Below are 22533 nucleotides of genomic sequence, written 5' to 3' on the forward strand. Positions count from 1 at the left end.
GCCGAGGGCGGGGCGGGGGGCGAGCCGAGGGCGGGCGGGGGTGGGGCGGGGGCGGTCAGGGGAGGGGGACGGCGGGGCCGTCTCCGGCCAGGCGGAACGACTCCTGGCCCACCGGTTCCACCAGGCCGTCGGTGACCAGGCCGGCCAGCGCTCGCGCCCGCTGCACGTCGTCGTGCCAGACCTGGTCCAGCCGCTGGTGCGGCACCGGGCCGGTGGACTCCCGCAGCACCGCGAGCAGCAGTCCGCGTACCTGCCGGTCGGTGCCGGCGTAACGCTGCGGCCGACGGGTCGGTCCCGTGGGAGCGGCCTGTCCAGAAGCCCGCCAGGCACAGCTCGACTCGATCGGGCAGATCGCGCAGCGCGGCGCGCGGGCGGTGCAGACGACAGCGCCGAGTTCCATGAAGGCGGCGCTGGCCAGCGCGGCGTCAGCCGGCTCGATCGGCAGCAGTTCCTCGGTGGCGACCAGGTCGGCCGGGCGGGTGGTGGGGCCGGCGTCGGGTTCTCCGGCGATCGCCCGGCACACCACGCGCCGGACGTTCGTGTCCACCACCGGGTGCCGCTGCCCGTACGCGAACGCGGCGACCGCGCGGGCCGTGTACGTGCCGACACCGGGTAGCGCCAGCAGTTGATCGAGCCGGTCGGGCACCACGCCGCCGTGGCGCTCCACGATCGCCGCCGCGCACTCGCGCAGGCGTACCGCCCGGCGGGGGTAGCCGAGCCGTCCCCACATCCGGATCGCCTCGGCCGGGGTGTCCTCGGCGAGGGCGCGCGGCTCGGGCCAGCGCGCCAGCCACGCCTCCCAGGCCGGTACCACCCGGACCACGGGGGTCTGCTGGAGCATGACCTCGCTGACCAGGATCGCCCAGGCGCCGATGCCGGGCTTGCGCCAGGGCAGGTCGCGGGCGTTGCGCTCGTACCACCGGCTGACCTGGGTGGCGAATGTGGGATCGGACATCGCGTCGCCGATCATGTCACGGCTGTCTTTCCCGCAGGTTGGGCGGGCCGGGTGGCCGGGCGCGATCGATCATGGGCGACGGGGCAGAATGTCCGAATGAACGAGCTCGCGATCACCGTCATCGGCCGGGACCGGCCGGGCATCGTGGCCGACGTCGCGGAGGTCCTCGCCCGGCTCGGCGCGAACCTCACCGACTCGACGATGACCCGGCTGCGTGGACACTTCGCGATGACGCTGATCTGCGTGGGCCCGGCCGCCGCCGACGTCGAGGCCGCGCTGGCCCCGCTCGCCGCCGACGGGCACCTGCTGGCGACCGTACGCGCGGTCACGCCCGACGGCGGCAGCGAGCCCACCGGGGAGCCGTACGTGCTCGCGGTGCACGGCGCCGACCGGATGGGCATCGTCGCGGCGATGACCCGGGTGCTCACCGACGCGGGCGGGAACGTGACCGACCTGAGCACCCGGCTCACCGGTTCGCTCTACGTGGTGGTGGCCGAGGTTGAGTTGCCGCCCGGTGTGTCGGACGAGGTGGCCGGCCGGCTCACCCGGGTCGCCGCGGAGCTGGGCGTGGGGGTCAGCCTCCGCCCGGCGGACACGGATCTGCTGTGACCGGGCCGGAGTACGCGGGCCTGGGCGGCTGGACCCCGGAGAAGCTCGGCATCCCCGGCGCGGTACGGGCGGTGGTCACCGCGCCGGAGCCGGTGCTGAGCCGACCGGGCCCGGAGGTCGACCCGACGTCTGCCGAGGTGGTGCGCCTCGCCGCCGACCTGGTGGCCACCATGCGCGTCTCGCCCGGTTGCGTGGGACTGGCGGCGCCGCAGGTCGGGGTGAGCGCGCAGGTGTTCGCGGTGGACGTGACGGGGCATCCGAAGGCGGTCACCGTGCACGGCACGTTCGTGCTCTGCAACGCGCGCGTGGTGGAGGCGTCCCGGTGGAAGGCCGGCCGGGAGGGCTGCATGTCGGTGCCGGACCTGACCGGCGACGTGAAGCGGGCCAGCCGCCTGGTCGTCGAGGGTGCGCTTCCCGGCAGCGGCGAGCCGGTCCGCCTGGTGACGGACGGCTTCGAGGCGCGGGCGCTCCAGCACGAGATCGACCACTGCGCGGGGCTGCTCTTCCTCGACCGGGTGGCCGGCGCGCACGCGATCTACCAGCGCAAGGTCTACCTCTGACGGTGGCGGTAGGAATCCAGTGTGGACGACGGTGGCCGTACGGCGGCGGGTTCCCGGCGCGTCGGACCGGCGAGCCGTGCGCCGCGCGGCTACGGTAGGCGCATCATGCGTCTGACGGTCGGCCCCCTGCCCCCTGCCGTGTACTGGCGGCGTCGTGCCGTCGTGCTCGGAGCGGGGCTGCTCTTCCTGATTGTCCTGCTGTATTCCTGCACCGGTACGGATCGCAACACCGGCGCGCCGGGCACCGACCCGTCCCCGACCGGTTCCGCCGGGGCTCAGCCCGACCCGTCCGGCTCGGTGCTGACTCCGCAGTCGGGCAGCCCGTCACCGGCACCGGGCGACACCGGGGGCGGCGGCGCGAACAACGGCGGCGGGAACACCGGCGGCGGGAACGACGGCGGGGGCGCGAACAACGGGGGCGGCACCGGCAACGGTGGCGCGACCGGTCAGCCGGTCTCCGACGACGGCACCTGCACCGACTCCGAGCTGCTGGTGACGCCGGTGGCGGTGCCGCCGACCGCCCAGCGGGGCACTGTGGTCACGCTGCGCCTGAAGGTCAAGAACGTGTCGAACCGTACGTGCAGCCGCGACGTCGGCGCCGACCTCCAGGAGCTGTACGTCAAGTCGGGCGCGGAGAAGATCTGGTCGTCGGACACCTGCGGCACAGGCAAGGGCTCGGACGTCCAGTCGTTCACGCCGAACTTCGAGCGCTCCTACGAGCTGGGCTGGAACGGCCGGCTGGACAACAGGTGCGCGAGCGGGCTGGCCGGCGGCGACTTCGCCGCGATCGGCGCGTACCAGGTGTTCGCCCGCGTCGGCACCAAGATCAGCGAGCCGGTGAAGCTGACCATCACCGGCTGAGCGGTCGGTCAGACGTACCGTTCGAGGATGCTGGCCTCGGCGAGCCGGGACAGGCCCTCGCGGACGCCACGGGCACGGGCGTCGCCCACGCCCTCGACCGCCTGGAGGTCTTCCACTGTCGCGCCGAGCAGCCGCTGGAGGCTGCCGAAGTGCACCACCAGCCGGTCGACGACGGCGACCGGCAGCCGGGGCACCTTGGCCAGCAGGCGGAACCCGCGCGGGCTGACCGCCGCGTCGAGCGCGTCTGAGGCGGACGGGTAGCCGATCGCCTTCGCCACGGCCACGAGGTCGATGAGCTCGGTGGCGCTGAGCAGGTCGAGCTCGACGAGCGCCTCGTCGAGCGTGCGCGACTTGCGGCCGGTCGGCAGGTAGTCGCGGATGACCAGGGTGCGGTCGGCGTCCACGCCGGCCATCAGCTCGTCGAGCTGAAGGGCCAGCAGGCGGCCGTCGGTGCCCAGCTCCACCACGTAGCCGGCGATCTCGTCGGCGATCCGCCGGACCATCTCCAGCCGCTGCACCACCGCCACCGCGTCGCGGACGGTGACCAGATCCTCGATCTCCAGCGCGGAGAGCGTGCCGGAGACCTCGTCCAGCCGCAGCTTGTAGCGCTCCAGCGTGGCGAGCGCCTGGTTGGCGCGGGACAGGATGGCCGCCGAGTCGTCGAGCACGTGCCGCTGACCGTTGACGTAGAGGCTGATGATCCGCATCGACTGGCTGACCGAGATGACCGGGTATCCGGTCTGCCGGGCCACCCGCTCGGCGGTGCGGTGCCGGGTGCCGGACTCCTCGGTGGGGATGGACGGGTCCGGCATCAGGTGCGCGCCGGCCTGCACGATCCGGGTGCCGTCGCTCGACAGCACCACCGCGCCGTCCATCTTGCACAGCTCACGGACCCGGGTGGCGGAGAACTCCACGTCCATCGGGAAGCCGCCGGTGCAGATCTGCTCGACCACCTTGTCGTAGCCGAGCACGATCAGCGCGCCGGTGCGGCCGCGCAGGATCCGCTCCAGGCCGTCCCGCAGGGCGGTGCCGGGAGCCATCAGGGCGAGGTTGGCGCGCAGCGGATCGGCGCCGGCCCCGCCGCCGACGCTTCCGTTGACGCTCACGCTGATGGCACGAGCGGGGTTGCCGCTCACGGCGCCGGTACGGGCGTGCGGCGTCGCCGTTGCGGGCTTGGTGGCATCGCGGTCGATCGGCACGGGCACAGTCTACGGACTGCCATGCGGTGGGTGCTCTCGTGGTTACTGTGATGTGTCACGATGCCCGGCTCGGGCGGGTCGGCGCGGCCTGCGTGGCCTGCCCGGAAACGCCCGGCGGATGCCACCGTGTCACTCCGCCGACGCGCGGGCGGCCGCCTGGAGTGCGGCACGCACGTCAGTGACCTCGATCACGCGCATGTTCTCCGGCCCGGCGCCGCTGCTCTCCGGCCCGCACCCGGGCGGCACGAGGGCCAGCCGGAAGCCGAGCCGGGCGGCCTCGGCCAGCCGCCGGGGCACCGCGCCGACGCGACGGACCTCGCCGGTGAGACCCACCTCGCCGATGGCCACCAGATGCGGGTTGAGCGCCAGGTTGAGCCCGCCGGAGGCGACAGCGAGCGCCACCGCCAGGTCGGCTGCCGGCTCCACCACCCGGATGCCGCCGACGGTGGCGGCGAAGACCTCCCGGTCGTGCAGCGTGAGCCGCTCGGTGCGGCGCTGGAGCACCGCGAGGACCATCGCCAGCCGGGCGCTGTCGAGGCCGGAGACGGTACGCCGCGGCGAGCCGGCCACGGTGGCCCCGATCAGCGCCTGCACCTCGGTCACCAGCGCCCGGCGCCCCTCCATCGCCACCGTCACGCAGGTGCCCGGCACCGGTTCGGAGTAGCGGGTCAGGAACAGGCCGGACGGGTCGGCCAGGCTGCTGATGCCGCCCTCGTGCATCTCGAAGCAGCCCACCTCGTCGGCCGCGCCGAAGCGGTTCTTCACGCCGCGCACCATGCGCAGCGAGGAGTGCTTGTCGCCCTCGAAGTGCAGCACCACGTCGACCAGGTGCTCCAGCACGCGAGGACCGGCCACCTGGCCGTCCTTGGTGACGTGCCCGACCAGCACGGTGGCGATGCCGCGCTCCTTGGCCACCGCGACCAGGGCGGCGGTGACCGCGCGGACCTGGGTGACGCCGCCCGGCACGCCCTCGGTGCCGGTGGTCGAGATGGTCTGCACCGAGTCGAGCACCAGCAGCCCCGGCTTGACCGCGTCGAGGTGGCCGAGCACCGCCGACAGGTCGCTCTCGGCGGCCAGATAGAGCTGGTCGTGCAGGGTGCCCATCCGCTCGGCGCGCAGCCGCACCTGGCTGACCGACTCCTCGCCGCTGACCACCAGCGACGGGCTGCCGGCACCGGCCGCCCACTGCTGGGCCACGTCGAGCAGCAGCGTCGACTTGCCCACCCCGGGCTCACCGGCGAGCAGCACCACAGCGCCGGGGACCAGGCCGCCGCCGAGCACCCGGTCGAGCTCGCTCACACCGGTGGGACGGGCCCGGGCGGGCGCGGCGCTGATCGTGGCGATCGGCCGGGCCGGTTCGGCCGGCATCCGCGAGCTGACCACCCGGCCGGAGACCATCGGGCCGGTGACCGTGCACTCGACCACCGAACCCCACTCGCCGCACTCGGGGCACCGGCCCACCCACTTCGGGGGCTGGTGGCCGCAGGCGTCGCACTCGTAGGCCGGGCGGGGTTCGCGGGTGGCGGCGCGACCGCGGCCGGCGCCGGCACGGGAGGGGGTCGATCGGGGCGTGGTCACCACCGGACGCTAACCGGCCCGTACGACGAAAGCCCACCCGAAACGGCGACACCGCCGGCGTGGCGCTGGCCACGGCGGCGGTGCCGACGGAAGGAGGGGAGAGGTCAGTGGCCGCCCTCGGCGCCGCCGTCCTCACCCGCGTGCTCACGCGGGTTCACGATCTTCGACGGCGTGGCCTCCGGGGTCAGCGGGATGCCGATCGGCGCCGGGGTCTTGACGACCTTGCCGTCGCCGAAGTCGAAGGTCAGGTTGACCTGCTGGCCGACGAGCAGCTTCTCGTTCAGGCCGACGAGCTGGAGGAACCGCGGGTTGCCGGCGTTGAGCTGGGCGTAGCTGAGGGCCGGGATCTCGATCCGGGCCGGCTGACCGGCGGGCGCGGACTCGCTCTCGCTCGGCGACGGGCTGGCCGACGGCGACCCGGTCACCTCCAGCGACTGGCTCGGCGACGCGCTCGGGTCGCTCGCGGTCGGCGAGGTGGTGACCGGCTCGGTGGGCGAACCGGTCGGGGTGGCCGCGCCACTCTCACCCGCGCCGGAGCCGGTGAGCACGATCTCCCGCGCGCTGTCGGTGGTGACCGTCACTGTCACCGGCTTCTCGCTGTCGTTGTAGATCACCACGTTGACCGGCGCGTTCGACCCGGCCTCGTAGCCCTTCGGGCCCGGGAACTGCACGTAGAGCCCGCGTACCTTGAAGAGGTTGTCGGAGGTCTGGACGTTGACGCCCTGTACCGACGGGATCTTGTTGGCGGTCTCGGAAATCTGCCCGGCGCCGCACCCGGACAGCAGCAGGCTCGCCGCCGCCGTGCCGGCCAGCAGCAGGGCCGGCCCCCGGGAACCCCTGATCGAGCGCGTCACGTCGGTCCTCCTCGTCACGATCCCCGCCCGGTCGACCACCGGGCACGGGGTGGCCATACCCGCGCAGACCGCGCTCCAGGGTAGTTGGAGCTGATCGAGGCCCGCACGCGGACCCGGCAATGCCACCTCGGAGTGGACTCCTCAGACCACCCGGCCGCTCGTCACCAGCAGCACCACATCGATGAGCGCCACCACCAGGACCGCCCGGAAGGCGGTCGCCGAGCGTCCGGCTGTCGCGCGTCCCGCGTACCAGCCGACCGCCGGCACGGCCACGGCGGCGGCGACCGCCGACAGGCCGGTCCACGACGGCGGCCCGGGCGGGCCGAGGACCAGCGCGACGGTGGCCGCGAGCAGCAGCCCGGCGGCGGCCAGCCGGCTGCCCACCGGCCCGAGCCGGTGCGGCAGGCCGCGCACCCCGGTCCGGGCGTCGTCGGCCAGGTCCGGCAGCACGTTCGCGAAGTGCGCGCCGGCGCCGAGCAGCGCGGCGGCTGCCACCAGCCAGGCTGGGGGCACCGGCGAGCCGGGCAGCGCCAGCACCACGAACGCGGGCAGCGCGCCGAACGAGACCGCGTAGGGCAGCACCGACACCGGCGTCGACTTCAGCGGCCGGTTGTAGAGCAGCGCGGAGACGAGGCCCAGCGTGGCGCAGGCCGCCGCGGCCGGGCCGCCGGCCAGCGCGAGCACCGGCACGGCGACGGCGGCCACCGCCGTGGCCCGGGCCAGCGTCGTCCGGGCGACCTCGCCGGTGGTCACCGGTTTGTCGGTACGCCCCACAGCGGCGTCCCGCTCGGCGTCGATCAGGTCGTTGCTCCACCCGACCGCGAGCTGGCTGGCCAGCACCGTCAGCGCCACGAGCACGACACCCGCCGCCGAGTGCCCGACACCGGCGGCGAGCAGCGCGGCGACCACGGTGACCGCCGCCGCGGGCTCCGGATGGCTCGCCCTGACCAGCCCTAACACCCGTGTCGACATAAGGGAAGTCTGGTCGTTACCGGGCAGTCGTGCCACGCTCGACGCATGCCCGACGCGTCGCCGGTGTCCACTCCGTACCGGGTGCTGCCGCCGAACGACCCCCGGCAGTACGACGACCTGGCCGGCGAGTGGTGGCGGCCGGACGGCGCGTTCGCGATGCTGCACTGGCTGGCCCGGGCCCGGGCGGCGCTGGTACCAGCGGCGTCCACGCCGGACGACCTGCTCGTCGACCTGGGCTGTGGCGCCGGGCTGCTGGCGCCGCACCTGGCCGGCAAGGGTTACCGCCACGTCGGCGTCGACCTGACCCGCTCCGCGCTCGACCAGGCCGCCGCGCACGGCGTGACGGTGGTCCAGGCCGACGCGACGGCGGTGCCGCTGGCCGACGGCTGCGCGGCGGTGGTCTCCGCCGGTGAGCTGCTGGAGCACGTACCGGACTGGCGGCGGGCGGTCGCCGAGGCGTGCCGGCTGCTGCGCCCGGGCGGCCTGCTGGTGCTGGACACGCTCAACGACACGCTGCCGGCCCGGCTGATCGCTGTGGAGCTGGGCGAACGGCTGCCCACAGTGCCGCGCGGCATCCACGATCCGCGGTTGTTCGTCGACGCCCGCGCGCTGGTCGCCGAGTGTGCCCGGCACGGCGTGTCGTTGACGGTGCGCGGGGTCCGGCCGGAGCTGGGCGGCACGCTGGCCTGGCTGCTGCGCCGCATGCGCGGCGGTGCCGACCGTCCGGGCAGGACCGAACCGCGCATCGTGCCGACCCGGTCGACGGCGGTGCTGTACCAGGGCTGGGGGCGCCGGGGCGGGTAGCCGGGGCCGCCCGGGGTAAAGGACGCCGAGAAGGGGGCGACATGACTGTGCACGCGCTGGAGGCGGCCCGCCGGTTGGCGCCGCGACTGGCCGCCCGCGCGGCCGAGCACGACCGCGACGGCTCGTTCCCCGTGGACGACTTCGCGGACCTGCGGGCAGCAGGGCTGTTCGGCCTGATGGTGCCCCCCGAGCTGGGCGGTACGGGCGCGAGCTTCGCCGAGTACGCCGCTGTCGCCACCGAACTGGCCCGTGGCAACGGCGCGACCGCGCTGGTGTTCAACATGCACGCCTCGGTCACCGGGGCGCTCGGCGCGGTCACCGAGGAACTGGCCGAGGCGCTCGGCGTACCGGACGAGGCGCTGGCGGCGCGGGACCGGCTGCTGCGCGCGGCGGCCGACGGCGCCTGGTACGCGGTCGCGATGAGCGAACGCGGCGCCGGCGCCCGGTTGTCCCAGCTCAGCACCGTCTACGAGCCGGTCGACGGCGGCTGGCACATCAAGGGCAGCAAGACGTTCTGCTCCGGCGCCGGCCACCCGGACGGCTACCTGGTGGCCGCCCGCAGCGCCGCCGACCAGTCCGTGGTGTCGCAGTTCCTGGTCCCGGCCGGAGAGGGGATCACCGTCGAGCCCACCTGGGACTCGCTCGGCATGCGGGCCACCTCCTCGCACGACGTGCACCTGGACGTGGCGGTCCCGGCCGACCGGCTGCTCGGCGGCGTCGAAGGGCTGGCCCTGGTCGTCGCCCAGCTCATGCCGCACTGGCTGGTGGCGAGCTACGCGGCGGTCTACGTCGGCGTGGCCCGGGCCGCCATCGACGCCGCGGCCGAGCACCTCAACGCCCGCAACCTCGCCGGGCTGCCTGCGGTGCGGGCCCGCCTGGGCCGGGCCGACGCGGCCACCGCCGCCGCCGAACTGGTGGTCGCCGAGGCGGCCCGCCGGGTCGACGAGGCGCCCGGCGACGCCGAGACGAACCGCTGGGTGTGGCGGGCCAAGCTGCTCGCCGGCACCACAGCCGCCGAGGTGGCGGCCTCCATGCTGGAGGCGGCCGGTACGTCGGCGACCCGCCGCGGGCATCCGCTGGAGCGGCTCTACCGGGACGCCCGCTGCGGCTCGCTGCATCCGGCCACGTCCGACGTGTGCGCCGACTGGCTCGGCATCGCCGCACTGGGCGGCGACCCGGACCGGGACAGCGCGCTCCCTCGTTGGTGAGCGCGAGGAGTGAGCCGGTTTTGCGAGCCCCGCAGTCGCGAACGAAAAGCGGCACGGTGAGCGCGAGGAGTGAGCCGGTTCTGCGAGCCCCGCAGTCGCGAACGAGAAGCGGCACGGTGACCAGGAGTCGGTGCGAGAGGTGAGGGAGGGCTCAGGGGTGGGGGACGTGGGCATACCGGTGATCGCGGGTCTGGGTACGGCACAACCGCCGGCTGCGATGCAGGACGAACTGTGGACGGGCTTCTTCGCGAAGCACTTCCAGGGGAACACCCGGGCGCTGGCCGAGCGGATCTTCGCGAACTCGGGCGTGACCCGGCGGCAGGCGGCGGTCAACCCGCTGCTGGAGGACGTCTCGGAGTGGCCGACCGAGCGCCGGATGCGCCGCTACCAGGTCGAGGCGCTGCCGCTGGGCAAGGAGGCGGTCAGCCGGGCTCTCACCGCCGCCGGCCTGGACGCCTCCGACATCGGGCTGTTCATCGTCTGCTCGTGCACCGGGTACGCCACCCCGGGGCTGGACATCCTGCTCGCCCGGGATCTGGGGATGTCGCCGAGCACCCAGCGCATGTTCGTCGGGCACATGGGCTGTTACGCGGCCCTGCCCGGGCTGGGCGCGGCGAGCGACTTCGTCACCGCCCGCGGGCGACCGGCGCTGCTGCTCTGCGCGGAGCTGACCAGCCTGCACATCCAGCCGCCTGGTGCCCGGGTGGACACCCAGCAGATCGTCTCCCACGCGCTGTTCTCGGACGCCGCGGTCGCCGCCGTGGTCGTCCCCGGCGGCCGGGGGTACGCGCTGCGCGAGGTCACCTCGGTCACCGACACCTCCACCGCCGACCACATGACCTGGGACGTCACCGACACCGGTTTCCGGATGGGGCTGTCGCCGAAGGTGCCGCAGGTCCTGTCCCGGCACGTGCGGACGCTGATCGACGAGCTGCTGGCGCGGCACGGGTGCGAGCGCTCCGACGTGGACGGCTGGGCGGTGCATCCGGGCGGTCCGCGGATCCTCAACGTGGTGGAGCGTGAGCTGGCGCTGCCATCGGACGGGCTCGCCGCCTCCCGGGGGACGCTCGCCGAGCACGGCAACTGCTCGTCCCCGACCGTGCTGCTGATCCTGGACCGGCTGTGGCGTACGGAGCCGTCGCCGCCGCGCTGGGTGGTGATGCTCGCGTTCGGACCGGGCCTGACGCTCTACGCGGTGCTGCTGGAACGGATGGGCTGACGGCTCGCCCCGCCCGGGCCGCACGGATACGCTGCCGTCATGGCCTTCGACGAGCGGGACGGACGGGTACCGCTGACCGTCCTGACCGTTCTGGCGCTGGCGGCCGGTGCGGCCTGGTGGCGGTCGGCGGCACCCGAGCCGGGTGCGGTCACGGCCGTGCCGGCGCCGCCCGCGAGCGCCGAACCCGTCGCCCGAACCTGGCGGGTCGACCCGTCGACCGGCGACGCCTGGCCGGCACGACCGGGGCGCGACCCGACGCCCCGGGCACTCCGTGCCCCGGCGACGGCGCCGGACCGGTCAGTGGTGATCCGGGTCGAGGACGACGGCACCTCGCGTGTGCTCCAGGTGTCGCACGTGGTGTGGCGGGAGACGTCCGACCTGACGCCGGACGGGCCGCCCGTCGTACGGCAGGTGAATCCCTCGCGGGGCGACGACTACCGGCTGACGGTGAGCTGCTCCGGGGACGGGTCGATCGCCGTGCAGCTGTCCGGCACCGGGACCGGCGACGCGCGGCGGTTCCTCCGCTGCGGCGGGCGACTGGAGCTGCCCTTCCTGGGCGGCACCGGCGCGCCGGTGCTGGTGCGGTTCACCGGTGTACGCGGCCGGGCCGAGCTGGACGCCCGGCTCGAAGCGCTCTACTGACAGCCGTCGCGCGCCGGGCACCGGCGGCTCCCGCCTCCTCGGGCCGGCAGCTCAGCCGCCCTGGCGGCGCTCCCGGACCGGCCTGTCAGCTGCCCAGCCGGGCCAGGTCGGCGCCGTAGTCCGACAGCGGACCCAGCTCCGGCACCACACGGACCAGCGAGCCCTGCCGGTCCACGAGCAGCGCGGCGGCGGTGCCGGGGTGGGCGGACAGGTGCAGGTAGGAGCGCAGGCCGCCGGCCGGGTCGCCGAGCGGGCGTACCCCGGGGACGCTCGCGGGTCCGGCGCTGCGGCCCTCGGTCACGGTGACCACAGTGACGCCGGGCGGCGCGGCGCGCGCCGCGGTGCCGACCTGTTCGGCGCAGGCGCAGGCGTCGACCAGGATGATCATGGCGGGCAGCAGGCTGCGCAGCGGTACCGGCGTGTCGTCCGCGCCGACCAGGTCCAGCGCGGGCAGCGGGCCGACCGGTTGCGGCGCGGTGGTGGAGCGGGGGAGCACCGTCGGCGCGCCGGACCGCGTGGTGGTGCGCGGCCAGGTGACGGCGGCCAGCCCGGCGAGCGTGACGAGCACCGACACGAGCAGGATCAGCACCGGCAGCCCGAGGCGGGCCGGAACGGCACGCCGGCCGGAGCCCTGCCGCGCGCGGCGCAGCTCCCGGCGGACCTGCCGGGCCTCGTCGGCGAGCGCCGAGGCGTCGTCCGGGACGACCACCCGGCCCCACTCCGGAGGCAGGCCGGGCAGCCCGTCCGGCGGCCCCTGGCCGTCAGCGTCAGGCACGCCCATCGGACCCCCAGGAACGTCTCGGTGAGCGGACGTCACGTCCCTCACCAGCGTCCCGCACCGACCGCCGTAACGCCACACCTGGGCGCGGACGGACTTGCGGAGCTACCATGGAAGGAGCGCATTGCCCTAGATCTGGACGCTCCCGTCACCCCTTACCGGGTTGTCACGTGTTCCTCACGGAGCGTGTCGAAAGCATCGGTTTGACCGCCTGTCAAGCTGAAGAAATACCTCTCACAGGGCCCCTGAGCTGCGCCAACGATCAGGACAGCGGTGAGACATCGGTGCCTGAGCGTGTTACCCTAGACACAGCGAAAGGGGTTTCGAACCTATGGTTTTCAGTGTCGGCGAGACCGTTGTTTACCCCCACCACGGGGCCGCACTCATCGAGGCAATCGAGACTCGGGTCATCAAGGGCGAGCCCAGGGAATACCTCGTCCTGAGGGTCGCACAGGGTGACCTGACGGTCCGGGTGCCCGCCGAGAACGCCGAGATCGTGGGTGTGCGCGAAGTGGTTGGCGAAGAGGGCCTGGGCAAGGTCTTCGACGTGCTCCGTGCACCGCACACCGAGGAGCCGACCAACTGGTCGCGGCGTTACAAGGCGAATCTGGAGAAGCTGGCCTCCGGTAACCCGCTGAAGGTGGCCGAGGTCGTCCGCGACCTGTGGCGCCGGGAGCGGGAGCGGGGCCTGTCGGCGGGCGAGAAGCGGATGCTCGCCAAGGCCCGTGACATCCTCGTCGGCGAGGTCGCGCTGGCGGAGAAGAGCACCAAGGACGAGGCCGAGACGCTGCTCGACAAGGTGCTGACCGAGGCCTGATCCACGCCTCTGCCTCTACCCACCCCGCAGCGAACGAATCCGAGGACCGCGACGTGACCGCGCAGCTCAATCCGCGCGGTGACGTCGCGGTCCTCGTTCCTGCGGCAGGTGCCGGGGTGCGCCTCGGACCCGGCGCCCCGAAGGCGCTCCGGCTGCTCGCCGGTGAGCCGCTGCTCGTACACGCGGTCCGCCGGATCGCCGCCGCGCCCTCCGTGCACACGATCGTGGTGGCCGCGCCGGCGACCGAGGTCGAGGCGGTACGCGCGATGCTCGCCCCCGTGGCCCCGGTGACAGTGGTCCCCGGTGGTGCCGAACGCCAGGCGTCGGTGGCGGCGGCACTCGCCGCAGTTCCTGCCGGTCCGGAGATCGTCCTGGTGCACGACGCGGCCCGCGCGCTCACCCCGCCCCACCTGGTCGAGACGGTGGCTGCGGCGGTCCGCGACGGGCACGACGCGGTGATCCCGGTACTGCCGGTGGTCGACACGATCAAGGAGGTCGACGCGACCGAGCGGGTGCTCGGCACAGTCGACCGGTCCGCGCTGCGGGCGGTGCAGACGCCGCAGGGCTTCCGCCGGTCGGTGCTGGTCGCGGCCCACCGGTCCGCCGGTGACGCGCTGACCGACGACGCCGGGTTGATCGAGAAGCAGGGCGGCGCGGTCATGTGCGTGCCCGGCTCCGAGTTGGCCCTGAAGATCACCCGCCCGTTCGACCTCGCCTTGGCCGAACACCTCCTGACCACAGGCGCCTGACGCGCCGCCCGCGCGGCACGCGGGCTTCGAGATCTTGGTACGAAACGGCCCTCATGGGGGCCCTTTGCTACCAAGATCTCTCCCGAGGTGTGCGTACCCTCTGGTCATGATCGTTCCTCGGGTGGCTGTCGGCACCGACGTGCACGCGTTCGCGGCCGGGCGGCCCTGTTGGGTCGCGGGCCTGCACTGGCCGGACCAGGACGGCCTGGCCGGTCACTCCGACGCCGACGTTGCCGCGCACGCCGCCTGCAACGCCCTGCTCTCCGCTGCCGGTCTCGGCGACCTGGGCGCGAACTTCGGCGTGGACCAGCCGGAGTGGGCCGGTGCCTCCGGGGTGGCGCTGCTGACCGAGAGCGCACGCCGGGTACGGGCGGCGGGCTTCCAGATCGGCAACGTGTCGGTGCAGGTCGTCGGCAACCGCCCCAAGATCGGGCCGCGCCGGGAGGAGGCGCAGCGGGTGCTCTCCGAGGCGGTGGGCGCGCCGGTGACCGTCTCCGCGGCCACCACCGACGGCCTCGGCTTCACCGGGCGCGGGGAAGGGCTGGCCGGGATCGCGGTGGCCCTGATCTACAAGGCTCCGGCCGGCTGACGCGGTGACCGGGGACGCCGGCCACCGCGTCACCCGATCAGTCGACGTCGGTGCAGACGTTGTGGGTAGTGCCGTGGAGCATCGTGATCGTCTTGTCGTAGGTGGGGGAGAACTCCACCCGGAACCGGCCGTCGACGATCCACAGCCCCTTCGGCAGGGTGCCGGCGTTCTCCCGGAAGCCGAGCAGCACCGGCCCGGTCACGTACCAGGTCATCGAGCCGTCGGTGCCGTAGACGACGAGGGCGGTGCCGCTCGCGTCCGCCGTCGAGGTGGCGCCGGTCTCCAGGTTCGTGACCCGGTTGATCAGAGCGCCGGTGAACAACTCCCGCTTCGGCGCGCCGTCCGGGTAGGTCTCGATCGTCAGTTTCCGCACCTCGTCCACGATCGGCTCGACCCGTACCGCGAACTCGCATCGCGCGCCCGCTGGCATCTCGAACGGCGCCTGGGGCGCCGGTTCCCAGGCACCCGGGGCGGGATGCCGCTCCGGCGCGGCGGACGCCGAGCCTGGTAGGGCCGCGACCACCGCCGCCGCGACGCTCGCCACCGCGATGCTCATCCTGAACCGCATATTCCACTCCATCCCTCGCTGGTCCGGATCCCTCGCCGGTCCGGGCGGCGAGCATCACCGGGCCCGGTCACCACCGGATCACCGCGTCGAGCGGCAACAGTCGAGCGGGCGGACCCGGCCGGCCGGGTTCCTCACCACGCGATCACCGTCGGGCGACAACCCCGGGCTTGGGCCGACCCGTCCTGTTCGGTATGGAGTTCCGCCTGCTCGGGCCGTTCGAGGCCCGCTACGACGGCCGGCCGGTCGAGGTCGGCAGCCGGCGTCAGGAGCGTTGCCTGCTCGGGGTGCTGCTGCTCGACGTGGGCCGGGTGGTGCCGACCGACCGCCTCATCGACCTGCTCTGGAACGGCCGGCCGCCGGCCACGGCCCGGAGCGCGGTGCAGACGTACATCGGGCGGCTGCGGGGCTCGCTCAACCCGTACGGGGTGCGGATCAGCACCCGGGGCGAGGGCTACGCGGTGGAGGAGGACGGGCACCGGGTCGACGTCGACGAGTTCGCCGACCTGGTCCGGGCGGCCGGGCGGGCCGCCGATCCCGCCGAGCGGGTGCGGTCGCTCGACCGGGCGCTCGCCCTCTGGCGTGGGCCGTTGCTCGCCGACGCGGCGGACGACGAGCTGCGGGACCGGCTGCACGGCACGGTCGAGGAACTTCGCCTGGTCGCCGTGGAGCTTCGGGCCGAGGCGCAGCTCGCGCTGGGCCGGCACACGCGCGCGGTCGCCGACCTGATGCCGCTGGCCGCCCAGCACCCGACGCGGGAACACCTCGTGGCGGTCCTGATGACCGCCCTGTACCGGGGCGACCGGCGGGCCGACGCGCTGCGCCTCTACAACGCCACCCGGGACCTGCTCGCGGCCGACTTCGGCGTCGAGCCGGGGCCCCGCCTCCGGGAGGTGCAGCGCCGGGTGCTCGCGGGCGACGACCGGCTGGACCGGGCCGCCCGGCCGATGCACGAGATCCGGGTCGGCGACGAGAGCCTGCCGTGGAGCGTGGGCGGCCACCCGGCCCTGGACTTCTGCAACACCCTCGCCGGGTGGGGGCACGAGCCGCCGTTGCCCGGCGCCGAGTGGCTGCGCGGCTACCGGACCCTCGCCGTCTGGGCCGGCCACGTCGGGTTGGTGGACGAGGTCTCGACGAACCGCCTGCTGCACCTCGCACGCCGTGACCCGGTAGCGGCGGAGGCGGTGCTCGACGAGGCCCGTACGCTCCGCGCCGCGCTCTACGCCAGCCTGGTCGACCCGGACGACGGCGCTGCCTTCGAGACTGTCGCGCGGGCCGCCGAGGCCGCCGCCCGTACGCTCGTCTTCCGGCGCGAGACCGACGGACGCGGCAGGTGGTGGCCGGACCTGGCGGCCGGGCTGCGGCTGCCGGTGCACGCCGCCGCGTTCAGCGGCGCGCAGCTGCTCGCCGATCCGGCCCGGTTCACGGTGCGGGTCTGCCCGGACCGGCGGTGCGGGTGGTTGTTCCTGGACGAGAGCGGGCTGCGCCGGTGGTGCAGTCTGGGGACGTGCGGCGGCCGGGCCGGCGTGTCCTGCCGGAGTGCCTGACGCCGGGCACCCTCGGCGCGGTGGGTCCGGGCGGATACGCTCGCCGGGATGCCGAGTGACGCCGCCCCCGACCAGTCCGCCGCCGACGGTTACCTGCAACGCGCCCACCTGCTCGCCGAGCTGGGGCGCTACGACGAGGGGATCGGCGAACTCACCGCGCTGATCGCGACCGAGCCGGCGCACGTGCCCGCGTTGACCATGCTGGCCCGGATGCACCTGGCCGCCGACCGGCCGTCCGAGGCGCTCGCCGCCGCCGAGGCCGCTGTGGCCGCCGCCGGCGGCCCGCCCGCCACTGAACCGCCCGCCCTCGGGACGCCGGCCGCGGAGACGCCAGCCAGCGACACGCCTGGCACCGTGCCACCCGTCGCCGGGGAGGTCGTGCCGGCGCTCGTGGCGCGCGGGTTCGCGCTGCTCGACCTCGAACGCTGGAAGCCCGCCGCCGCCACCGCCGACGAGATCCTGGCGCGTGCGCCGGGTGACGCGTACGCGCAGCGCAGTGCCGCCGCCGTCCTCTCCGCGTCGCGCAACGGGCAGGCGGCGCTGGACGCAGCGTGGCGGGGTGTGGAGCTGTCGCCGGACGAGCCGGAGGCGCACCTCGTGCTGGGCCTGGTCGCGGTGCGGCTGCAACTGTTCGACCTGGCCGAGCGGGCCTACCGGGAGGCGCTGCGGCTGGACCCAGGGCTGGGCGAGGCGGGGCAGGACATGGGCGTGGCCCGGCTGGAACGACGCCGGTACGCCGAGACGCTGGAACACCTGACCGCGATGGCCGACCTGCCGGTGGCCCGTCCCGACCCGGTCCGGACCGTGGACGCCGGCATCCGGCGTCTCCTGCTGTCGGTGGCCGGGTTGTCCCTGATCGCGAGTGTGCTGGTCGCGGCGCTGGCCCCGGCCTCGCCGGGTGCGTCCCGGCTGTTCGCGGTGCTGGCGGTGGCCGGGGTGGCGGTGCTGCTGCGGCGCCCGGCGACGTGGCAGCCCGGCCTGCGGGAGGCGATGTCGCGCGGCCTGGTCGTCCCGGTCTACGCGGCCGCCGCCGCGGTGGTGCTGCTGCTCGTGTACGCGCTGGTCGGCGGCCCGTTGCCGCTGGTCGGGGCGATCACCGCGTCGGTGGTGGCCGGATTCACCGCGTTCGCTCGCCGGTGAGAGGGTAGGAGGACCGGAAACACCGGCTGAAGGAAGCGGGAATCAGTGCTCACCGTCAATGCCTACGCGGCGACGTCCGCGACCGAACCGCTCGCCCCGACCACCATCGAGCGGCGGGATCTCGGACCGGACGACGTTCTCATCGACATCAAGTTCTCCGGCATCTGCCACTCCGACATCCACACCGCGCGCAGCGAGTGGGGTCCGACCCGCTACCCGATCGTGGTGGGTCACGAGATCGCGGGCGTGGTGCGTGAGGTCGGCTCCGCGGTGACGAAGTTCGCCGTCGGCGACCGGGTCGGCGTCGGCTGCCTCGTCGACTCCTGCCGGGAGTGCGACAACTGCCGCAAGGGCCTGGAGCAGTACTGCCTGAAGGGCAGCACCGGTACGTACGGCGGGGTGGGCCGGGACGGCGAGCCGACCCAGGGCGGCTACTCGCAGGCCATCGTGGTCACCGAGGACTTCGTGCTGCGCATCCCGGACGGCATCGAGCTGGACGCCGCAGCCCCGCTGCTCTGCGCCGGCATCACCACGTACTCGCCGCTGCGGCACTGGAACGCCGGGCCGGGTCGCCGGGTTGCGGTAATCGGCATGGGCGGTCTCGGCCACATGGCCGTGAAGCTGGCCCACGCGATGGGCGCCGAGGTGACCGTGCTGTCGCAGTCGCTGAAGAAGCGGGAGGACGGGCTGCGGCTCGGCGCCGACCGCTACTACGCGACCTCCGACGAGGACACGTTCACCGAGCTGGCCGGCTCGTTCGACCTGATCATCAACACGGTGAGCGCGACCCTCGACATGGACGCGTACCTGCGGCTGCTCGCCGTGGACGGGACGCTGGTCAACGTGGGCGCCCCGGAGAAGCCGCTGTCGGTGCACGCGTTCTCGCTGATCCCGGCCCGGCGGTCGTTCGCCGGGTCGAACATCGGCGGCATCGCGGAGACCCAGGAGATGCTCGACTTCTGCGCCGAGCACGGGCTGGGCGCCGAGATCGAGGTGATTCCGGCCGAGAAGATCAACGAGGCGTACGAGCGGGTGCTCGCCTCCGACGTGCGCTACCGCTTCGTCATCGACGCGTCCACGTTCTGACGACCGCGTGCGAAGGGGCCGCGTCCGTGCCGGGCGCGGCCCCTTCTCGCGTACGTCAGGACCTGCGCGCCCAGGTCCAGGCGTAGCCGTCGTCCTCGCAGGCGGCGGCCGCGTCGCAGAGGTCGAGCGGGCGGAACGTGTCCACCATGACCGCCAGCTCGTCGAAGAACTCCGCACCGATCGAGCGCTCGGCCGCGCCCGGCTGGGGGCCGTGGGTGAAGCCGGACGGGTGCAGCGAGATCGAGCCCTGCTCGATGCCGGAGCCGCGCCGGGCCTCGTAGTTGCCGCCGGTGTAGAACAGCATCTCGTCGGAGTCGACGTTGTGATGGTTGTACGGCACCGGGATGGCGGCCGGGTGGTAGTCCACCTTGCGCGGCACGAACGAGCAGATCACGAAGTTCGGACCCTGGAACGTCTGGTGGACCGGCGGCGGCTGGTGGATCCGCCCGGTGATCGGCTCGAAGTCGTGGATGGAGAACGCCCACGGGTACATGTGCCCGTCCCAGCCGACCACGTCGAACGGGTGGTTGGCGTAGACGTACCTCGTCCATCCGCGGCGGTGCCTGACCAGCACCTCGACCTCTTCGCCGTCGACCAGCAGCGGGGTGTCCGGTCCCCGGACGTCGCGCTCGCAGTAGGGCGCGTGCTCCAGGAACTGGCCGCGTACGGAGAGGTAGCGCTTGGGTGGCCCGATGTGGCCGGACGCCTCGACGGCGAGCAGCCGGGTCGGCTCGTCGCCGGTGGGCACCAGGCGGTGGATGGTCGAGGTGGGGATGACGACGTAGTCGCCGGCCACCGCGTCGAGCACGCCGAACGGCGACTCGACCCGCATCGACCCGGCCTCCAGGTAGAGGCAGTGGTCGCCGGTGGCGTCGCGGAACAGCGGCGACGGCCGGTCGGCGAGCACGTACGCGATGCGTACGTCGTCGTTGGCGAGCAGGTACTGCCGGCCGAGCACCGGGTCCGCGCCGGTGCCGTCGAGCTTGTGCGTGCGCAGGTGGCGCGGCTTGAGCGGCAGGTTGGGCACGCGGGTGACTGTGGGCGGGGCGTACTCCTCGGCGGCGAGGATCGCGGTCGGCGCGTGCCGGTGGTAGAGCAGCGACGAGTCGGAGGAGAAACCCTCCTGGCCGACCAGTTCCTCCGCGTAGAGAGTGCCCTCGGGCTGGCGGAACTGGGTGTGGCGCTTGCGCGGCACGTCGCCGACGCTGCGGTAGTACGGCATCTCGCCTCCCGATATGTCCCGTTCTCCGGCCGGTGGCGTCCGATAATCGGACGCTGTTGTCCGTTCCTCGTAGCGTCCCGTACATTCTTGTCTCGTGTCAACGCAGGTGCCCCGCCTCCTCTCCGGCCTGGTGGACGACGCCGCGGTCTTCCCGCCCGGCAACGCCGCGCTGCCCGACGCGGTGATCGCGCACCGCACCCACCGAACCGCGTGGTACGCGGACATGGTCGGCCCGCTGCTGCTGCCCGCCTCGGAGATCCAGCGCGGGTCGTTGAACGGCCTGGTGGACCCGGCCGAGGGCCTGGTGATCGGGCTGATCGGCGACACCGGCCTGGACCAGCTCCCGCAGGCGCTGGACGCGCTCGCGCCCGACGGGGTGACCGCCCGGCAGATCGAAGCGCCGGTCGCCAAGCGCGGCGAGGACCCGCAACCCGGGCTGTCCGAGCTGATGACGCTCGCCGGCCGGCTCGACGGCGCCGCCGTGTACGCGGAGATCCCGCTGACCTTCGGGCTGATGGGCGCGCTCGACACGCTCGCCGAGGCGCGCGCCGGCGGGCTGCCGGTGGCCGCCAAGTTCCGCACCGGCGGGCTCGCCGCGGAACTGTTCCCCACCCCGGTCGAGCTGGCCGCGGTGATCTGCGCGTGCCGGGACCGTAAGCTGCCGTTCAAGCTCACCGCCGGACTGCACCACGCGATCCGGCACCGCGACCCGGAGACCGGCTTCAACCACCACGGTTTCGTCAACGTGCTGGGCGCCACGCTCGCCGCCGTCGGGGGCGCCGAGGTGGACGGCGTGGCCGAGCTGCTCGCCGCCACCGACCCGGTACGCGTGGTCGAGCCGGCCCGGGCGCACCGCGACGCCGAGCGTCCGCTCTGGGTCGGGTACGGCTCGTGCAGCATCTCCGAACCACTTACCGATCTGATCCGGCTGGGGCTGGTGAACGGAGGCTTTGAGGCATGAGCTGGGTTCCGGGTGTGGCAGGGTCGCCGTACGGGGTCACGAACCTGCCGTACGGCGTGTTCCGGCACGGCGAGGGCGAGCCGCGCGTCGGCGTCCGCATCGGTGACTTCGCGCTGGACCTGGCCGGCGCGGAGGCCGCCGGTCTGGTGCTGGCCGGCGGCGCGCTGGGCCGGCCGACGCTCAACGCCTTCATGGCGCTCGGCCGCCCGCAGTGGACGGCGGTCCGGCAGCGGGTCGTCGAGCTGCTCACCGAGCCGGAGCACCGGGCGGCGGTCGAGCCGCTGCTGGTGCCGCTGCGCGAGGTCGAGATGGCGCTGCCGTTCGAGGTGGCCGACTACGTCGACTTCTACTCCTCCGAGCACCACGCCTCGAACGTCGGGCAGATCTTCCGGCCCGGCCAGCCGCCGCTGCTGCCGAACTGGAAGCACGTGCCGATCGGCTACCACGGCCGGGCCGGCACCGTGGTCGTCTCCGGCACCCCGGTGACCCGCCCGACCGGCCAGCGGGCCAGCGCGCAGGGCCCGACCACCGGCGCCTCGGTCCGGCTGGACATCGAGGCCGAGGTGGGCTTCGTGGTGGGCGTACCGAGCCTGCTCGGCGAGCGGGTGCCGGTTGCCGACTTCGCCGACCACGTCTTCGGCGTGGTGCTCGTCAACGACTGGTCGGCCCGGGACATCCAGGCGTGGGAGTACCAGCCGCTCGGGCCGTTCCTCGGCAAGTCGTTCGCGACCTCCGTCTCGGCCTGGGTGACGCCGCTGGAGGCGCTGTCCGACGCGTTCGTGCCCGCGCCGGACCAGGACCCGCCGGTGCAGGACTACCTGCGCGACACCCCGCGCCTCGGGCTGGACCTGACGCTGTCGGTCGAGTGGAACGGCGAGCGGGTCGCCGAGCCGCCGTTCGCCGGCATGTACTGGACCCCGGCTCAGCAGCTCGCGCACCTCACCGTCAACGGCGCGTCGCTGCGTACCGGCGACCTCTACGCCTCCGGCACCGTCTCCGGTCCGGAGCGCGGCCAGGTCGGTTCGTTCCTGGAGCTGACCTGGGGCGGGTCCGAGCCGGTCAAGTTCGCCGACGGCAGCGAGCGGACGTTCCTGGAGGACGGCGACACGGTGACGATCACCGCCACCGCGCCCGGCCCGGACGGCACCGCAGTCGCGTTGGGCGAGGTCACCGGGACGATCCTCTCGGCTCGCTGAGATCCGACCTTCCGAACCGGCCTCGGTCGCACCCGATGTGCGACCGGGGCCGTTTCCTTCGGCGTTGATCGCTCCGGATCACCTACGCCCCGGCCGGTGGCTCCCGGTCGAGCCGGGAGCCGCCCGCGGTGCCGGGCCAGGGCGTACCCGCGGAAGCCGAAACAGGAAGGACCGAGCATGACCGAGTTGACCGGTGCCGTCTGGCGCACCAGTAGCCGCTCGAACGATCAGGGTCTCTGCGTCGAGGTGGCGACGAACGTGGTCGCCGAGCACGGCGTGGTGGGCGTACGCGACTCGAAGGACCCGGACGGTCCGGCGCTCGCGGTGAGCCCGCCGGGCTGGGCCGCGTTCGTCACCGCGCTGCGGGGCGGCGCGCTCCGCGGTTGACCGCTCCTGCGCCACACACCGGTGCCCCGGCCGGG

General features: G+C 74.0%; 24 protein-coding genes. 16 read left to right on the plus strand and 8 right to left on the minus strand.

Features of this window, described 5'->3' with window-relative positions; genetic code table 11:
* Positions 1 to 55: 55 nt before the first annotated feature.
* A complete protein-coding gene (locus IF06_RS0116395; protein ID WP_030272010.1) occupies positions 56 to 955 on the minus strand; it encodes an A/G-specific adenine glycosylase in 900 nt (299 codons plus the stop codon).
* 96 nt (positions 956 to 1051) lie between these two features.
* Here IF06_RS0116395 and IF06_RS0116400 point away from each other — a divergent pair, with 96 nt between their 5' ends.
* The 3 genes from IF06_RS0116400 to IF06_RS0116410 all read left to right on the plus strand — a co-directional run bounded on the left by IF06_RS0116400 (position 1052) and on the right by IF06_RS0116410 (position 2985).
* The gene (locus IF06_RS0116400; RefSeq protein ID WP_013288949.1) at positions 1052 to 1564 is read left to right on the plus strand and encodes a glycine cleavage system protein R; all 513 of its coding nucleotides are present in this window, start codon (positions 1052 to 1054) and stop codon (positions 1562 to 1564) included.
* Positions 1561 to 2124 carry a peptide deformylase gene (locus IF06_RS0116405; protein WP_013288948.1) on the plus strand — a complete coding sequence of 188 codons (564 nt, stop codon included), beginning with the start codon at positions 1561 to 1563 and terminating at the stop codon, positions 2122 to 2124. The genes IF06_RS0116400 and IF06_RS0116405 overlap by 4 nt, the downstream gene beginning before the upstream one ends.
* A gap of 105 nt (positions 2125 to 2229) precedes the next feature.
* Complete coding sequence (locus tag IF06_RS0116410; protein WP_030272013.1) at positions 2230 to 2985, plus strand: hypothetical protein; 756 nt, start codon at positions 2230 to 2232, stop codon at positions 2983 to 2985.
* A gap of 8 nt (positions 2986 to 2993) precedes the next feature.
* Here the strand turns inward: IF06_RS0116410 and disA are convergent, their stop codons facing one another.
* The 4 genes from disA to IF06_RS0116430 all read right to left on the minus strand — a co-directional run bounded on the left by disA (position 2994) and on the right by IF06_RS0116430 (position 7588).
* The gene (disA, locus tag IF06_RS0116415; protein WP_013288946.1) at positions 2994 to 4184 is read right to left on the minus strand and encodes a DNA integrity scanning diadenylate cyclase DisA; all 1191 of its coding nucleotides are present in this window, start codon (positions 4182 to 4184) and stop codon (positions 2994 to 2996) included.
* A 129-nt stretch (positions 4185 to 4313) separates the two neighbouring features.
* A complete protein-coding gene (radA, locus tag IF06_RS0116420) occupies positions 4314 to 5762 on the minus strand; it encodes a DNA repair protein RadA (RefSeq protein ID WP_030272015.1) in 1449 nt (482 codons plus the stop codon).
* A gap of 104 nt (positions 5763 to 5866) precedes the next feature.
* On the minus strand, positions 5867 to 6616 hold the full coding sequence (locus tag IF06_RS0116425) for a hypothetical protein (RefSeq protein ID WP_013288944.1): 750 nt from the start codon (positions 6614 to 6616) through the stop codon (positions 5867 to 5869).
* Positions 6617 to 6757: 141 nt separating this feature from the next.
* Positions 6758 to 7588, minus strand: a complete 831-nt coding sequence (locus tag IF06_RS0116430; protein WP_030272017.1) for a UbiA family prenyltransferase — start codon at positions 7586 to 7588, stop codon at positions 6758 to 6760.
* Positions 7589 to 7633: 45 nt separating this feature from the next.
* Here IF06_RS0116430 and IF06_RS0116435 point away from each other — a divergent pair, with 45 nt between their 5' ends.
* The 4 genes from IF06_RS0116435 to IF06_RS0116450 all read left to right on the plus strand — a co-directional run bounded on the left by IF06_RS0116435 (position 7634) and on the right by IF06_RS0116450 (position 11461).
* Complete coding sequence (locus IF06_RS0116435; protein WP_013475022.1) at positions 7634 to 8392, plus strand: methyltransferase domain-containing protein; 759 nt, start codon at positions 7634 to 7636, stop codon at positions 8390 to 8392.
* Between the two features lie 41 nt (positions 8393 to 8433).
* The gene (locus tag IF06_RS0116440) at positions 8434 to 9600 is read left to right on the plus strand and encodes an acyl-CoA dehydrogenase family protein (RefSeq protein WP_030272018.1); all 1167 of its coding nucleotides are present in this window, start codon (positions 8434 to 8436) and stop codon (positions 9598 to 9600) included.
* Between the two features lie 157 nt (positions 9601 to 9757).
* Positions 9758 to 10819 (plus strand): type III polyketide synthase, encoded by a 1062-nt coding sequence (locus tag IF06_RS0116445; protein WP_084588819.1) that lies wholly within the window; start codon positions 9758 to 9760, stop codon positions 10817 to 10819.
* 39 nt (positions 10820 to 10858) lie between these two features.
* Positions 10859 to 11461, plus strand: coding sequence for a hypothetical protein (locus IF06_RS0116450; RefSeq protein ID WP_030272020.1), 603 nt, complete (start codon positions 10859 to 10861; stop codon positions 11459 to 11461).
* 85 nt (positions 11462 to 11546) lie between these two features.
* Here IF06_RS0116450 and IF06_RS0116455 read toward each other — a convergent pair whose 3' ends face one another.
* Positions 11547 to 12242, minus strand: a complete 696-nt coding sequence (locus IF06_RS0116455; RefSeq protein WP_030272022.1) for a hypothetical protein — start codon at positions 12240 to 12242, stop codon at positions 11547 to 11549.
* Positions 12243 to 12570: 328 nt separating this feature from the next.
* Between IF06_RS0116455 and IF06_RS0116460 the strand changes: the two genes are divergently transcribed.
* The 3 genes from IF06_RS0116460 (at position 12571) to ispF (ending at position 14394) form a co-directional block, all read left to right on the plus strand.
* A complete protein-coding gene (locus IF06_RS0116460; protein WP_013288937.1) occupies positions 12571 to 13056 on the plus strand; it encodes a CarD family transcriptional regulator in 486 nt (161 codons plus the stop codon).
* Positions 13057 to 13109: 53 nt separating this feature from the next.
* Complete coding sequence (gene ispD, locus IF06_RS0116465; protein ID WP_030272024.1) at positions 13110 to 13805, plus strand: 2-C-methyl-D-erythritol 4-phosphate cytidylyltransferase; 696 nt, start codon at positions 13110 to 13112, stop codon at positions 13803 to 13805.
* Between the two features lie 106 nt (positions 13806 to 13911).
* Positions 13912 to 14394 (plus strand): 2-C-methyl-D-erythritol 2,4-cyclodiphosphate synthase, encoded by a 483-nt coding sequence (gene ispF, locus IF06_RS0116470; protein ID WP_030272026.1) that lies wholly within the window; start codon positions 13912 to 13914, stop codon positions 14392 to 14394.
* A 37-nt stretch (positions 14395 to 14431) separates the two neighbouring features.
* Here ispF and IF06_RS0116475 read toward each other — a convergent pair whose 3' ends face one another.
* Entirely contained in the window at positions 14432 to 14962 is a 531-nt protein-coding gene (locus IF06_RS0116475) for a hypothetical protein (RefSeq protein ID WP_030272028.1), read from the minus strand.
* 167 nt (positions 14963 to 15129) lie between these two features.
* On the opposite strand from IF06_RS0116475, the gene IF06_RS0116480 reads away from it, so the two are divergent.
* The 3 genes from IF06_RS0116480 to IF06_RS0116490 are packed head-to-tail and all read left to right on the plus strand — an operon-like array spanning position 15130 to position 18732.
* The gene (locus IF06_RS0116480; RefSeq protein WP_232236696.1) at positions 15130 to 16506 is read left to right on the plus strand and encodes a BTAD domain-containing putative transcriptional regulator; all 1377 of its coding nucleotides are present in this window, start codon (positions 15130 to 15132) and stop codon (positions 16504 to 16506) included.
* 48 nt (positions 16507 to 16554) lie between these two features.
* Positions 16555 to 17646, plus strand: a complete 1092-nt coding sequence (locus IF06_RS0116485; protein WP_030272031.1) for a tetratricopeptide repeat protein — start codon at positions 16555 to 16557, stop codon at positions 17644 to 17646.
* Between the two features lie 45 nt (positions 17647 to 17691).
* Positions 17692 to 18732 carry an NAD(P)-dependent alcohol dehydrogenase gene (locus tag IF06_RS0116490; RefSeq protein WP_030272033.1) on the plus strand — a complete coding sequence of 347 codons (1041 nt, stop codon included), beginning with the start codon at positions 17692 to 17694 and terminating at the stop codon, positions 18730 to 18732.
* 55 nt (positions 18733 to 18787) lie between these two features.
* On the opposite strand, the gene IF06_RS0116495 is transcribed toward IF06_RS0116490, so the two are convergent.
* Positions 18788 to 19954 (minus strand): homogentisate 1,2-dioxygenase, encoded by a 1167-nt coding sequence (locus IF06_RS0116495; RefSeq protein ID WP_030272035.1) that lies wholly within the window; start codon positions 19952 to 19954, stop codon positions 18788 to 18790.
* Positions 19955 to 20048: 94 nt separating this feature from the next.
* Between IF06_RS0116495 and IF06_RS0116500 the strand changes: the two genes are divergently transcribed.
* The 3 genes from IF06_RS0116500 to IF06_RS0116510 all read left to right on the plus strand — a co-directional run bounded on the left by IF06_RS0116500 (position 20049) and on the right by IF06_RS0116510 (position 22498).
* Positions 20049 to 20915, plus strand: coding sequence for a hypothetical protein (locus tag IF06_RS0116500; protein WP_030272037.1), 867 nt, complete (start codon positions 20049 to 20051; stop codon positions 20913 to 20915).
* Positions 20912 to 22111, plus strand: a complete 1200-nt coding sequence (fahA, locus tag IF06_RS0116505) for a fumarylacetoacetase (RefSeq protein WP_030272039.1) — start codon at positions 20912 to 20914, stop codon at positions 22109 to 22111. The genes IF06_RS0116500 and fahA overlap by 4 nt, the downstream gene beginning before the upstream one ends.
* A 177-nt stretch (positions 22112 to 22288) precedes the next feature.
* Positions 22289 to 22498, plus strand: a complete 210-nt coding sequence (locus IF06_RS0116510) for a DUF397 domain-containing protein (RefSeq protein WP_013288927.1) — start codon at positions 22289 to 22291, stop codon at positions 22496 to 22498.
* Positions 22499 to 22533 lie beyond the last annotated feature (35 nt).

The sequence above is a fragment of the Micromonospora globosa genome (assembly GCF_000717585.1).
Lineage (GTDB): Bacteria > Actinomycetota > Actinomycetes > Mycobacteriales > Micromonosporaceae > Micromonospora > Micromonospora aurantiaca.